Here is a 13184-nt window from a genome sequence, read left to right on the forward strand (position 1 = left end):
ATTATAGACGTTAGGCCGTATTAAACATAAAAACTCGCCTATTTCCTTGTAAAATCAACAAGCTTTGCCTCTTTGGGATCGTAGATGCAGCCTGTGATATCTCCGCTTCTAATCCGCTCCACCGCATCATCTATGACGAACAGCGGCACAAGAAACCATTCACGCGGGACCACCGGGTTGCCGAAACGGTCCTTGATCTCGATATCAAGCCGTGCGGGGTCAAATATCCGATGGATAAGGTTTTCCAGCTTAGTCCGGTTGATATTGAACAGCGTGTAAGTGGCTACGATTTCTACCTCCGCCATAAGGAAGGTCGGATCAAGTTTGGCGTTGGCGACGCGGCGAACTACGTCCCCGCCAGTCACGCCGATCTTGTGCAGAACCTCCCGATTGGCTGCAACGAGTGGGTGCACCGACTTGCTACGGAGTACGTAGATCGTCCCGCTTGCCAAATCTTCCTCATTGATCACTTCTGCAAAAAGAGGCCCTGCTGACAATTCGGTGATACGCCGGGCGGCACCATCGCGGTAAAGTGCTTTTTGAAGAGAACGAGCCAGTACATTGCTTTGCGTCTTGTTATCGTAGATTACACGCAGCCGCCTGTCGGTTCTGTTGTATTCCGTCACGAATGACTTCTCTTCCTCAACGACAACTGCAATCTGTCCGCCTACAATGAATAGCGCACCAGGCTTAATGTCTGCCAAGCTGTTTTCTGAGTTGTCGATTTTGCGGGTTTCGCGCACGCCTACTTTAAGATCTTGCCTCACCCGGTCAAATAACGGCTTGAATTGGTCGAAATCGTCACAAGGTTCGCGGTTAGCAATTTCTTCGGCGGCGCGCTTTTCGGCACTGGGCCGGACATGCCGAAGCTGGGTAATGTCAGCATCGCCTGCCAGTCCTTCCAACTCGGCTAGAAGCTCGTCCTCATCCATCGTCTCGACGGGCGCCGCTGCAAAGGCATCTGCTCCAGATAATAACCCCTGATGGTCGAGCGCTACCAGCAGCTCGCGGCAATCATCCTGGGAACGAAGCCGGTCGAGCCGCACAGCGTACAGGCGTTCAAAGATGTCGCAGTCCTCGCCATGCTTTGGTGTCCGGCCATGGTCCTCTACAAATCGCTGGATCTCCTCAAATCCAGCAACGATGCGTTCCTCGCGTGGAGAACGCCCTACCTTCTTTTCGGGCAGCGCGAACTCAGACAGTTCGTTACGCAGGTCGTCGAGGTCGAAGTCACTCATAGCGACCCTCGTCCTTGAAGCGCACAAATGCGGCGGCGCCCTCGGCCATCCGCTTTTCCCATGCGTCAGTCGAACTGATCGACGGCAAACGTCCGCGCTCTTTTTTGAAGCGCACAGCGCGAACGGCTAGCTCCTTCGCCTCTTCTGGCGATAGGGTCGTGCGCTTGGCGGCAATTGCTGCCGCGACTTGCTTCAGGCTATCCTCGCTCATCGTCTTGGCAAGGATGGAATAGGCTTCCCCGAATGGATTAATGCGATCGATCAGGTCGATGTCCAATTCGCGCACATCCATCGCAAACTTGCGCACACCGTCGATAAGGGCGGTGTTGGCGCTGGGCTGGTCGTCGTCCCCGATGGCGATGCGGGCTGCCTGCTGAGTCAAATTTAAGGCGGCAATGGCATGCTGACGCAACGCCTCCTGATCCTCGTCGTCCAGCTCAGGATATTTGGCCTTAATGATCTTGCCTAGGCGCAGCTGGGTCAGCTCCTCCGGAACCAGCTCCTCGTCGAACAAGCCGCGCTCAATCGAGGGCTTATCCTGCACGAAACTCGCAATCACCTCGTTCAAGTCCTCACGGCAGATGCGCACGGCTTCCGGGCTCTTGGGCTCGGTTAGCCCCTTGATCTCGATCTGAAATACACCGCGTTCCTCGTGGAAACCAACGTTACATTTGTCAGGATCGTAACCGTCCGGGCCGTAGTCAAAGTCAGGTGTGGCCTGATTTGTCGGGTTTTTAGGCTTGAACTCGAAGCGCGGGGCCAACACCTGCTCCATCAGTAAGCTGGCGGCGATCGCCTTCAAGGTGTCGTTCACCGCTTCCGTCACGGCGGCTTCAGCAGCATCCGGCTCTGCGATTAGATTGGTAAAGCGCGCACGGATCTTACCTGGTGCATCGCGGGTAGCGCGTCCGATGATCTGCACGATTTCGGTCAGGCTGGCGCGGTACCCCACGGTCAGGGCATGTTCGCACCAAATCCAATCGAACCCTTCCTTCGCCATACCTAGCGCAATTATGATATCCACATGGTCGCGATTGTTTTTCTGCGCGGGATCTTTCAGCGCAGAGGACACGCGATCGCGCTTAGCTAGGTCATCATCCACGAGATCGGCAATCCGAAGAGTGCGGCCATCCGCTGTGGTGACCAGCTGGAAGCCGGTGACAGGGTCGGTGCCCTGCCAGTCGCCCAGCTCTTCGATTATGTGTTCCACCTCCCTGATCTTGTCTTTCGTGCTTTCGCGCGAATTCACGTTGGGGATGTGGACGATGGTTTTTTCGGCTGGGTTTAGCACAGCGAGGATATCGTCGGCATAGGCACCAGAATAGAAGAAATAGCCGATGTCGAGCTGCTTCAGATGCTCATAGCCATTGAGCTGCTGATAGTATGTGTAGGTATAGCTGTCGAAGCGGGCTTCATCATGCGGGGAAAGCACTGCCTCGGCATCGCCCCGGAAATAAGAGCCCGTCATCGCCACGATATGAATGCGGTCCCGCGCGATGAACTCCGCCAGATGCGCGCCCAGTTTGTTGTCAGCGCTGGCAGAAACATGGTGGAATTCATCTACCGCGATCAGGCGGTCATCAAACGCCTCCACGCCAAACCGATCCACGGCAAAGCGGAAAGTGGCATGGGTGCAGACCAGAACCTTGTCGTCGCTTTGGAGGAAGGCACCGACCGAATTGACTTTACCGCCATCCTCGCCGGGCGCATTGCACAGGTTCCAGCGCGGAGCGACGGTCCAGTCTGACCAGAAGCCATATTTCGTTAGCGGCTCGTCGTTAAAACTCGAGCCGATGCTCTTTTCCGGAACGACAACAATAGCCTGCTTCAACCCCTGATTGGCCAGCTTATCAAGCGCTATAAACATCAGCGCGCGGCTTTTCCCCGACGCGGGGGGCGATTTGATTAGCAGATACTGCTCACCGCGCTTTTCATAGGCCCCTTCCTGCATCTCGCGCATGCCATAGGCGTTAGCCTTGGTCGAAGCACCATTGCGAGAATAAGTAACGGAAACGCAGGGAACGGATTTGGTCATTGTGCAATCCTATATTCGGATAGATAGATTATCGCCCATGACGGCGGGGATGGCCAGCTGCGGAATCCTTGCTGGTGCCATGTAACGCTATCTGCTCCAATCAATTCACTGTCTTCAAGATGTTGAACAAATTTGTCGTGGTCATAGAGGTATAATTCATTTCCATGCAAAAACGCGATGTGGATGCCTTTGCCGGAATATTTCCGATCTATGACCAGCCTGCCCTTGAGTTGAACCTTCAGGAAAGTTTCGCCATCAATATGAACGGCGATAAAATCAGCGCCCTGCCAGTCGTCTGTCAGACGAATGCTGTTGAAGCCATAGTCAGCGAGCCGGGCAGCAATCTGTTGGAAATTGTAATTTTCCTTCTGTCTGCTGTTGAGCAACCGATATTCAATTTTCTCGAATGCCGCCATTATCCCAGATCCTTCTCGACGGCTTTTTTCAGCCATTTCGGTTCACCGGAGATCTGTGAAAAAAAGACGTTCTCTGGCACATCTTTCCAAAACGCGATTATAGCGTTCGAGAACCGGTCAAGGTCAGCATCGTCAACCTCTAGATTGGTGTAATCGAGGGCAGACAGAAAAAATCCCGGCAAATCAGCCTTGGCACCTACAAGTTCGGGAGCCTTCTCCTTTAGCTCGTTGAACGAGTTGCCGCTGCCGTGTTTATACACGTTGACCACGAGATGGCAGAGATTGAGGTCGACATAGTATGGCCGATCCCTGACGGGCCACTGCAAGCACTCGAGAAATTCCAATAAATCGCCGATGACCGCCTTCCATATGGCAGCATGCGTATGCTCGCCGAGGCGGTGATGGCCCATCTCCTGGCCCAGCCAATCACGTAGGTGCTTTTCCCATTCATGATACATGCCAGCGACGATACTGAGCCTGGTCGTCTTCTGAAGATCGACCAGGCTCTGGTAAAATGCCACCGCCTCATCCCAAGACTGCTCGTAGGCGGCTGCCGGATCATCGCGTTCGGGATCGAAATGCTGCGCCCGGCCAGCCAGCCACGCTTCCGCATGGCAGTCGGCATCCGCCTTCATCGCCTCATCGTTGAACTGGGCCAGTAACCTGCTTTTCGCTTCCGCCACATAGAATTCGTGGGTGGCGATAAGACGATCGCGAAATGGGCCCCACATTTGGACGAAGACACGGTCAACCACTATGGGGCCTTTCCGTGGTCATCTTAGTGTATAGCTCAAACAGTTTTTCCAAGCGCTCAGTGTCGTTTTTAAAACGACGGCCGATATAGATGCGTTCCAGCACCTCGTCGTTGCGTTCATGGGCTTCGCGCAGGTTGTCAGGTATCGTTTCTGGGTCGTAAAGGTCGGCGATGGTGGCTGGGTAATGCGCCTCGCGCGCTAACAGAATGTCTTCTGCGCATCGGGTAAGGTCGATCTTGTTTTTCTCGGTCAGCGTAGGAACGGGGAAGGTGTTCCAGCCGAGAGTGTTGGAATAGGAAAACCGCATCTCCAATCGCGCGCAAACGGTGCCGATCCAAACCCAGTGAAGTCGCGATGCAATAAGCGCCATATTCCAGAGAGGGGCGTCATGGATCGCGAAGCATTTGAAGCTCGCTACAGCGGGCGCCCTAATGACATTACAAGGCAGATAAGGTCGATTTTCTGAACTTGTTTGTGGAACAGCAATAAAATAACTTGAAGATTCAACCTGATCGCGAAACCGGTAAGGCGACTTAACCAGCGTCGTGGCAGTTGAATCGGATGGCTTTGATCTGCGATCCGCTTGTACTGATAAAAATCTTCGTTTTAGATCGGGAATTGCCGCTGCTTGATCGGCCTGATCATCCCTTACCCATATACACATTCGGGGATTCGCATTAATCACCTCCGCTGACCCATAATATGGCCTAACAAACTCGGCTATACGGTTGTCATTTGCAACCATTTCACTTGCATCATACCTAGAGATAATCAAAGCTGCACCATAGTAGGGATGGTTACCGAAGTTCATTTTTGAGATCGATGAAATCGGTTGCGTTGCAGCTTGAATGAAAATATTGGCTGAGGGTGCAAGATAACCATTGATATTGGTAACCTGTCGAACTTCTATCCCTTCGATGGCCTCTTCATACAATGTTGCAGGATCATTTGATCCGCGAGCAATCCCAACTATTACTACGGTGATGCCTGCATTTTTCGCTGCAAGATTGGCCCACTTGAACGAAGTGTGCGCAAACGCGATCTTTTGTCTCGCAGCAAATATCCAAGGCCATAAGATTGGCACTTGCCCGCCCTGACATATGGTATTTGTCGCAACGAATGCCGCTGCTCCATCAGATTGTTGAATAAATTGCGCAGCCTTGATGAACCATCCTGCAACATAATCTAGGTTCCCCCATCGTTTCATCACCGGGGCGAACACCGACTCAAGGTCAGCTTTTTGTTCAGCTGTTTGTTTGTTGTAGCCTGAATACGGCGGATTACCGCAGATATAGGTTTCACCACCTTCATTTTCGAAGTGGATCTTCGTTTGATCGAGTGGCGCGCCAAACAAGTCGTCAGCGTAAATCTTCCCGCCGCCTTTTCCTGTAGGTTCACAAACGCTTAGCCAATCTAGCCGTAACGCATTGCCGCACGTGATCCAATTCTCAGCGTTCAGCGGCAGGAACTCCGCCAACGCAAGTTGCTGCCCACGATAGATTTGGTCGCATTGAAACTCTGCAATAATCAGCGCAAGCCTCGCGATTTCTGCAGGAAAGTCGCGCAACTCGATGCCGCGAAAATTGGTGAGCGGAATGTCGGTCGCCCGCTCGGCCTCACTACGCCGCCGGTTGATCTCGGCTTCGATATCGCGCATTTGCTTGTAAGCAATGACAAGGAAATTGCCGCTGCCGCAGGCCGGATCGAATACCCGGATTTTCGCCATGCGGCTCCGCAGAATGGCCAGCTTGCGGGGATTGTCGCCTGCGTCCCCCAGCTTCTCACGCAGGTCATCCAGGAACAACGGGTTGAGCACCTTCAGGATGTTGGGTACGCTGGTGTAGTGCATGCCAAGCGCACCTCGCTCCTCATCATCCGCGACTGCCTGGATCATCGATCCGAATATATCCGGATTAATCTTCGTCCAATCAAGGCTGCCAATATGTAGTAGGTATGACCGCGCGATCCTGCTGAAGCGTGGCACGTCTAGATTGCCGCCGAATAGCCCGCCATTCACATAGGGAAAGGCTCGTGCCCAGTTGCGGATTCCCGCGGCCTCATGATCGATCTTGCGCGTGTTCATAGCTCGGAAAAGCTCGCCGATCACCTCATCAGTGTTGCTGCTGTCCCGGTCGCTCATCTTCTCGATGGTGCTAGTGAAAGGATGGTTCGGATGGAAAATGCCGGTGTCCTCTGCATAGAAACAAAAGATCAGCCGGGCCATAAAATGGTTCATGTCTCTGCGGCGCGCTTCGCTCCCCCAATCCGGATTGTCCTTCAGCAATTCCACGTACAACCTATTGAGGCGACGAGCTGCGCCTCTGTCGATTGCCGTTTCTCGAAGCTCGTTGACGTAGGAGATCCCTGCTAAAGGCAGAAAAAAGTCGAAGTGCTCGGCGAAGTTGTCGAATTCACAAGCCAGTGTTTCGCCGGAATCGAGGTGCTCGGCCTCAAACAGGTCGCCATCCGTGGCGAGTATGAATTTCACCTTTGCCTTGGCAGTTTGCGGGCTAGCTTTCAGCGCCCCAAGTGTCTGCGTGACAGCACCGAGCTTAGCGACCGCAAGATGAATGTTGTTCGCCTGCAAAACGCCGCCAACATCGGACTTGTTCGATGCGCCGCTGCGCAGCCGTTTGATCGTGGTCGCCTTGTTGCCAAAGGCTTCGAGAAACGCGAACGGAAACTCTTGGGGCTCAAATGGCTGCTCAGCCAGTTTGGATACGGCTTCTTCGATTTCGACGGCGTTCATTGCAGCGCGCGCTTTCCTTTGGAGATGCTGGCAGTCTCGCGTGCCTCCTTGACTGCTGCCAGGGTTTGTTCGTCGGGCGCTAAAAGCTCGAAGGGTAAAGCTTTGTCATGCGCAACACGCGTCAACATCAGACGCACGGCATCGGAAACAGTAAGGCCCATCGCCGCTAGAACAGTGGCGGCCTCCTCCTTTACCGTTGCGTCAATGCGGGTCTGAACCAGTGCATTTGCAACCATTGCGCTCTCCCGTTGTTGCTGCCGTGAATGACAATGTGATTCACTAGAAATACCTAGGCCGTTTTCGGACGCATTTCAAAGCATTAGCGTTGCAGCGCTTTCTGATGACAGATTGCATGCCGGGGTAGCAGCCGGACGCTCCGAGGATCAGCCTTTGCACGGGAAATTTTGTACTATTTGTATACCGCGACTCGAGCGCGCTTCTCCCCGAATTAAAGCTATGCGAACGTTCCTCAACGAAGTGAAATGAGTTGATTACAGTTAATGCCGAAAGATAGCTTACCGGCGAGGTCGGGAATTAGTGAATGGCTGAGGAGAAAGCGGCACCTTCGGATACACGCTCGGATACACACGGTCGGTTCTTAACATACTGACGCGGCCTTTCCAACCTCTCTGGCCCCTCACTAGAGGCGTCGGAAAGCTCATAAGCGAAAGGTTTTGAGAACGTTGTGTAGCGGCCCGGCGGCTAACCGCGCTTTGACATAACCGTAAGCAGGCGAAGACATTTTTGACTGGTGAAAGCAGTATCGTGACTGCCGTTCGTATACACGTCGAAATACATAACGGGTTTGTCCCTATCCAAGCCCGCTCAGAAAGCCGCCCTGCAGGGTTTGACCCCCTTTTCGCATGAGAGAGGTTCGCGTTGGTGAAAACGCAATATATTGTGCCGTAAACTCTGCTGTGTTTTTTCTTTAATGAATTGAAGGAGAAAGCCCATGCTTAGTGCTACAATGGAAGTAGATACGGACCAAGTTACTCTAGAAGCTGCCCGATTAGTGAAGCTCGCAAGTGTCGCGTGCAAAAAATGGGAATGCACCGGGATGCCCGAAGAAGTCAGCGAAACTGCAGCCGACGCGCTCGACATTACTCATAGCGTCATTCGCTTGGAAGCAGAAGAGACGGGCGAATCTATGATTGACCAACTTCCTGAGACGCGACGTGGACGGTTACTGGCAGCAGCATGGCTTTTGGTCCTCGCTGGTACGGACGAACACGGGGAAAGCCTCGATCTCGCGATAGCATCTAAGCTGTTATGCCAAGCGGCAGAAGCATAGGAACAATTTGCAGTGTCAGCTGTCGTTGACCAGTAACTTGCGATTGCCCAGACATCGTCTGACATTCGCTCGCCTCACTAATGTCAGCTCCAAAATATATCTGGTGTATTTGACCGAAACGACCACAACAGGTGGTGTCCCGCGTAGGCAAAATTGAGTCGCCTACTTATCGTCGTTTTCGTTGACCATCGGTATGATGCGAGTTGGCAGGAAGCTCAACATTGGGGGTATGTTTTGCTTAGCTTAAAAAGGCAGGCAAGGCGATATCGTACAGATTTTCGCCGGACTCTTATCAACATCTCAGACTTGCGCCTGATCGCATGCTGGCGTTGTCGCCATTGACGAAGTTGATGATGTTGACGATATAGTAGGCAAATCGAGTCAAAAGGTATCCCAGCACTATGGAAAAGACCAAAACCCACGCCGACATTCGGAAAGCCAATGCACCCACAGGTGACGAAACCGTCGTGATCTATGCACAAACAAATTTGGGCATTCCCGACGAGCAATCGGCGACATTGCGAGAGGGCAATATCGTCAGCAATCACAGGGTCGTTTTGAACACGGCCAAGCGCGGGAGGCTTGTGGACGTTAAACTCCCTCAAAACATGTCCCTACTCGAAAAAAAAAATATCTATACACCGGTCGTGCTTTCGCAAATCGGGTGGAATGAGAGGCGTGCTCGGCAATTCGTTCGAGACATCGAGTCCATCGCCGAGGCCCCGACGTCGCTACGATCTAAACTCGTGGATCTGATCATTCGTGGCATTGCAGGCAGCCACCTGATGGTCGCCAAAGAAACCCAGAAAGTGGTGGCGATGACAGAAATGATCCACAACATTGTCGCCGCCCAATCGGCCGTTGAAGCCTTGCCCGTCCGCTCGGCGCTCGATCCGCGGCTCACCTTTGCCAATTTCGTTTGTGGCCCGACCAATGTGCTCGCAGTCACCGCCGCCGAGCGCGTCGCGACGAAAGACAAGCCCTTGTTCAACCCGCTCTACTTGCAGGCGGCAACGGGGCAGGGCAAGACGCACCTGATGCACGCGATCGGCCATGCCTATGCGCAGGTCAATCCCGACGCGCAGATCATCTATATGTCGGCCGAAAAGTTCATGATGGAATTTGTGACCGCGATGCGGCGCAAGGAAGTCATGGAGTTCAAGGCACGGCTGCGTGCGGTCGATGTGCTTTTGATCGACGATATCCAGTTCATGATCGGCAAGGTTTCGACGCAGGAAGAGTTCCTGCACACGATCGACGCAATCATCGGCGCGGGCAAGCGCCTCGTCGTTGCCGCCGACCGTGCGCCGCAGGCTTTGGATGGCGTCGATCAGCGGATACTGTCGCGGCTGTCGATGGGCTTGGTAGCGGATATCCAGCCCCCCGATCTTGAGCTTCGCCGTGCGATCCTTAACCAGCGGCTCGCATCGATGCCCGACACGCAGGTAGGTGAGGATGTGATCAAATTCCTCGCGCGCACCATCAGCCGCAACGTCCGCGAACTCGAAGGCGGGCTCAACAAGCTGGTCGCCTATGCGCAACTGACCGGCCAACCGATCACGCGGACGCTGGCCGAGGAGCAGCTGAAGGATATCCTCCCGGCCGCCGCTACCAACCAAACGCTTGGTCGCGTGGAGGTCGTAATAACCGGCGTGGACCAGCCACAACAAAAATCGCACGAGGCCGGCCCTTGGGAAAGTTCGATGCCCACCCTGTCGAAACCCGAAGCTATCGCTGCGGCGCAAGAGAATGGAGATCCGGAAGCAAATGTGCGCGCGTATGCGCGCAAAGCGGGTCGGCAACTGGATGCGTGGGCCGGTGAATTATTGGGAGCCATTGCGATCAAGGATCGCTTCAATATTAGTCCCCAGATGCTGAGTCAGTACCGCAAAAAAGGCCATGTTATAGCCTTTCCAAATGGTCGCACGAAGTTCCGGTATCCCGAAGAACAGTTCCGCGAACGAGCCATTCTCCCCGATACCGAACCAGTTCTAAGGCTCGCTGGCTCACCTATCAGCGCATGGCATTGGTTGGTTCACATGGCGCCCACACTTGGGCACAAAAGACCAATCGATCTTTTGTGGACCGGTGAGCGCGAAGCGGTCATCGAAGCAGCCGAACTGCAATTCGGCCAATAATGGACCCGATCATCAAACATTTTCGACGCGCAACCCGTGTCGAAACGATGCCTTCTCATGTCCTACGAATTTACGATGAAACCAAAGGCTACACGCCGCTGGGTTTCGGCTATGCGAACACACGCTTCTCATCGCCGAGCAAGGACTTTGCGGTAATCTATACCGCCAATGACCTGATTGCGGCACTCCTGGAGGTTGTAATCCGCGATACACTCAATTGGACGAAAAACCGCGCCATACCGATATCTGAATTGGAAAAGCACCGGATCGCCTCGCTCAAGCCGCCGGCAGAAATGACCTTGCTCAGGCTAGATAAAAATCTGTGTTCGCGAGCTGGAATCGATACCGATGTGATTATGTCATCGCACCAAGATAAATCCCGACAACTTAGCCAAACCTTATTCGATCAAATCACCTCGGCCGAAGGGATCCTATACCCGAGCCGCTTTCGCAACAACGATATCTGCTTGGCGACATATATAAAACCAGGCTCTACGCCGCCGTTCGATGTCGCAGCCGACATGCCGCTTATCAAACACCCGATGCTCAAACCAGCTCTGATCGAACTCGACATTGTTATCGATGAAGACCACTGAAATCGGTAGCCTCATGCCCCAGAAAGATCAGGCCCATGAGGGCTGCAGGGGCAAAATCATGTATTTTTCGAGTGGAAACTGCTGCCAACATTGCTGCCTTCCAAGCGACCCATTGAGCGGTTCGATACTGGCAGCAGCATGGCTTTTGGTCCTCGCTGGTACGGACGGACACGGGGAAAGCCTCGACCTCGCGATTGCATCTAAGCTGTTGTGCCAAGCAGCAGAAGCATAGGACCAATTTGCAGTGTCATCTTTCGTTGACCAGTAACTTGCGATTGCCCAGACATCGTTTGGCATTCGCTCACTTCACTAATGTCAGCTCCCCAATATATCTGGTGTATTTCCGTGATAGCCTCTGAAATGTTCCGCTTTGTTTAACCAAAAATCCCTGACATCCTGACATTACAAATGGGAGATATTTTGGGAAAAGTACGAAGGAAAGCATTTACCTTACCATTCGTAAAAGCGGATCAGCAGAGAGGCGGCGTCATGAGTGTCAGGGTGTCAGCAGCAAAGGCTCAGAAGCCCGTTATAGTCGGGGCTGAGGTTCAAGGTCATTCGCAAGGTGTTTTGCCAAATATGGTTGGGTTTGGCCGAGCCATCTTTCGATCCATACAATCGCGCGATCGACCCACATAAGCAGCTCTCGTAAAGGCGAACCGTCTGGATAGTGCCTACGAAGCGTCGACTTAAGTTCTTCCAGATACGGAACCAGCTGATCGCGATCTAATTTGTCGGGACGGGTGTAATCTAGACCATCGTAATACAGATTGAGAAATGTTTCCTGATCCAATTCATCGACCTTATATTCGCGCATGACATATTCATCCAAATTGCCGCGAACTTGATTGAGACAATTTTCGACATGTAAACGTCCTTCGGTCGCTTTGAGCACCGATTTGATGATCAGGGCGCTGCGTTGATGGGCATCAATTGGCATCTTACCATTCGGCCGGAACTGCTGACCCGCAAAGCTATGATTATAGAGTAGCGCACCTTTTCTACTTGCATTCCCGGACCGCATTCCTTTTGAAATTTTTCGGGGCATAAAGATTACTCCTGTACAATGTGGAGATCATCTTTTAGCAGCAAAGTGCAATTTACTCTATATAATTCAATATGTTAATAAGGTGTCATAAGCTCCCAAGAGCTTACATTCAAAAATATATTTTCCGTATGTAGCCACTTTGAGCCAATATTAAGTCGACCCGATTCGAACCATATTACATTCCTTTGAAGCAGAGGGTCAGGCGCGGAAACAGGGCCACAAGATATGATACAATCCGTGTGTATCCTTCTGTGTATCTCAACCGCTTATATGTGTAGTTATTTGAGCGGTCGACTGTACTTGAGCCGGAAGCCGACCGTTCTCCTTATGGCAATGTGACCTCGGAGATTTTTGTACGGAGATATTGAATGGCCGCTTCCGCTAACAAAGCTGTCGTTCGAGCGCTCAAACGATATCCTTGATAGCGGCAGTTCGTCCAGTGGGTTTTGGCCAGACCCAATAGACTCTTCGTTGGTGACCCTGCGTACAACTCAACGGAGGAAAGCGTGCAATCCAATCGCGCTTGCGCGCACTCACTGAAGCTCGACGCATTCCCAGGTAATGGGTGCGCCATCGGCAAGCGTACCCGCCCCGGCGGTACCAATCGCCAAGCCGTCAAGGCCTAATATCTTTAAGATCAGCTCGCCCGACCCGGCATGGCAGGCGGCGATGCCAGCGAGTAAATCAAACGTGCCGGCGTCACACGAGAGCACGCCTTTCGGATCAGTGGTCTGCCAAGTGTTGGCAGCGCGTCTTAGCGTAATGTCGAATTTGCGCTCAGGCTGTGTCGCTTCCTGGCAACCTAATATCGCACCCGACCACGCCATGCTGCGCTCCCTTGTTTTGTGAAGACGTTATTCCGACTCCGATAATTTCGATCGATACTCGTTATCCCTCCGCTAGACAAGCAAGTGCAGG

11 protein-coding genes are annotated in these 13184 nt (G+C 53.0%); 3 read left to right on the forward strand and 8 right to left on the reverse strand.

The features are described 5' to 3' along the window. Positions 1 to 38 precede the first annotated feature (38 nt). The 6 genes from EUU23_RS09385 to EUU23_RS09410 are packed head-to-tail and all read right to left on the reverse strand — an operon-like array spanning position 39 to position 7429. Complete coding sequence (locus tag EUU23_RS09385; protein WP_160353885.1) at positions 39 to 1238, reverse strand: GIY-YIG nuclease family protein; 1200 nt, start codon at positions 1236 to 1238, stop codon at positions 39 to 41. After that, the gene (locus tag EUU23_RS09390; protein WP_160353886.1) at positions 1231 to 3273 is read right to left on the reverse strand and encodes a pseudomurein-binding repeat-containing protein; all 2043 of its coding nucleotides are present in this window, start codon (positions 3271 to 3273) and stop codon (positions 1231 to 1233) included. Before EUU23_RS09390 ends, EUU23_RS09385 begins: the two co-directional genes overlap by 8 nt. Next, complete coding sequence (locus EUU23_RS09395) at positions 3270 to 3689, reverse strand: hypothetical protein (RefSeq protein WP_160353887.1); 420 nt, start codon at positions 3687 to 3689, stop codon at positions 3270 to 3272. The genes EUU23_RS09390 and EUU23_RS09395 overlap by 4 nt, the downstream gene beginning before the upstream one ends. Beyond that, complete coding sequence (locus tag EUU23_RS09400) at positions 3689 to 4444, reverse strand: hypothetical protein (protein ID WP_160353888.1); 756 nt, start codon at positions 4442 to 4444, stop codon at positions 3689 to 3691. Before EUU23_RS09400 ends, EUU23_RS09395 begins: the two co-directional genes overlap by 1 nt. Further along, positions 4437 to 7193: a class I SAM-dependent DNA methyltransferase gene (locus EUU23_RS09405; protein WP_160353889.1), complete on the reverse strand. Its 2757-nt coding sequence runs from the start codon at positions 7191 to 7193 to the stop codon at positions 4437 to 4439. The genes EUU23_RS09400 and EUU23_RS09405 overlap by 8 nt, the downstream gene beginning before the upstream one ends. After that, a complete protein-coding gene (locus EUU23_RS09410; protein ID WP_160353890.1) occupies positions 7190 to 7429 on the reverse strand; it encodes a type II toxin-antitoxin system RelB/DinJ family antitoxin in 240 nt (79 codons plus the stop codon). The genes EUU23_RS09405 and EUU23_RS09410 overlap by 4 nt, the downstream gene beginning before the upstream one ends. A 716-nt stretch (positions 7430 to 8145) precedes the next feature. Between EUU23_RS09410 and EUU23_RS09415 the strand changes: the two genes are divergently transcribed. The 3 genes from EUU23_RS09415 to EUU23_RS09425 all read left to right on the forward strand — a co-directional run bounded on the left by EUU23_RS09415 (position 8146) and on the right by EUU23_RS09425 (position 11218). Further along, positions 8146 to 8484, forward strand: a complete 339-nt coding sequence (locus EUU23_RS09415) for a hypothetical protein (protein ID WP_160353891.1) — start codon at positions 8146 to 8148, stop codon at positions 8482 to 8484. Between the two features lie 401 nt (positions 8485 to 8885). Beyond that, positions 8886 to 10622 carry a DnaA ATPase domain-containing protein gene (locus EUU23_RS09420; RefSeq protein ID WP_160353892.1) on the forward strand — a complete coding sequence of 579 codons (1737 nt, stop codon included), beginning with the start codon at positions 8886 to 8888 and terminating at the stop codon, positions 10620 to 10622. Beyond that, a complete protein-coding gene (locus tag EUU23_RS09425; RefSeq protein ID WP_160353893.1) occupies positions 10622 to 11218 on the forward strand; it encodes an RES family NAD+ phosphorylase in 597 nt (198 codons plus the stop codon). The genes EUU23_RS09420 and EUU23_RS09425 overlap by 1 nt, the downstream gene beginning before the upstream one ends. A 529-nt stretch (positions 11219 to 11747) precedes the next feature. Here EUU23_RS09425 and EUU23_RS09430 read toward each other — a convergent pair. Together EUU23_RS09430 and EUU23_RS09435 are read right to left on the reverse strand one after the other, a co-directional pair. Next, on the reverse strand, positions 11748 to 12266 hold the full coding sequence (locus EUU23_RS09430) for a DUF5623 domain-containing protein (protein ID WP_160353894.1): 519 nt from the start codon (positions 12264 to 12266) through the stop codon (positions 11748 to 11750). Between the two features lie 533 nt (positions 12267 to 12799). Further along, positions 12800 to 13093 (reverse strand): hypothetical protein, encoded by a 294-nt coding sequence (locus EUU23_RS09435; RefSeq protein WP_160353895.1) that lies wholly within the window; start codon positions 13091 to 13093, stop codon positions 12800 to 12802. Between the last annotated feature and the right edge of the window lie 91 nt (positions 13094 to 13184).

The organism is Sphingorhabdus profundilacus (assembly GCF_009769755.1).
In the GTDB taxonomy this organism is placed as follows: Bacteria; Pseudomonadota; Alphaproteobacteria; order Sphingomonadales; family Sphingomonadaceae; genus Sphingorhabdus_B; species Sphingorhabdus_B profundilacus.

Coding starts and splice junctions, on each gene's coding strand:
- EUU23_RS09420 (WP_160353892.1), top strand. CDS start 8,886: ATGGAAAAGACCAAAACCCACGCCGACATTCGGAAAGCCAATGCACCC.
- EUU23_RS09415 (WP_160353891.1), top strand. CDS start 8,146: ATGCTTAGTGCTACAATGGAAGTAGATACGGACCAAGTTACTCTAGAA.
- EUU23_RS09395 (WP_160353887.1), bottom strand. CDS start 3,689: ATGGCGGCATTCGAGAAAATTGAATATCGGTTGCTCAACAGCAGACAG.
- EUU23_RS09405 (WP_160353889.1), bottom strand. CDS start 7,193: ATGAACGCCGTCGAAATCGAAGAAGCCGTATCCAAACTGGCTGAGCAG.
- EUU23_RS09425 (WP_160353893.1), top strand. CDS start 10,622: ATGGACCCGATCATCAAACATTTTCGACGCGCAACCCGTGTCGAAACG.
- EUU23_RS09390 (WP_160353886.1), bottom strand. CDS start 3,273: ATGACCAAATCCGTTCCCTGCGTTTCCGTTACTTATTCTCGCAATGGT.
- EUU23_RS09410 (WP_160353890.1), bottom strand. CDS start 7,429: ATGGTTGCAAATGCACTGGTTCAGACCCGCATTGACGCAACGGTAAAG.
- EUU23_RS09435 (WP_160353895.1), bottom strand. CDS start 13,093: ATGGCGTGGTCGGGTGCGATATTAGGTTGCCAGGAAGCGACACAGCCT.
- EUU23_RS09385 (WP_160353885.1), bottom strand. CDS start 1,238: ATGAGTGACTTCGACCTCGACGACCTGCGTAACGAACTGTCTGAGTTC.
- EUU23_RS09430 (WP_160353894.1), bottom strand. CDS start 12,266: ATGCCCCGAAAAATTTCAAAAGGAATGCGGTCCGGGAATGCAAGTAGA.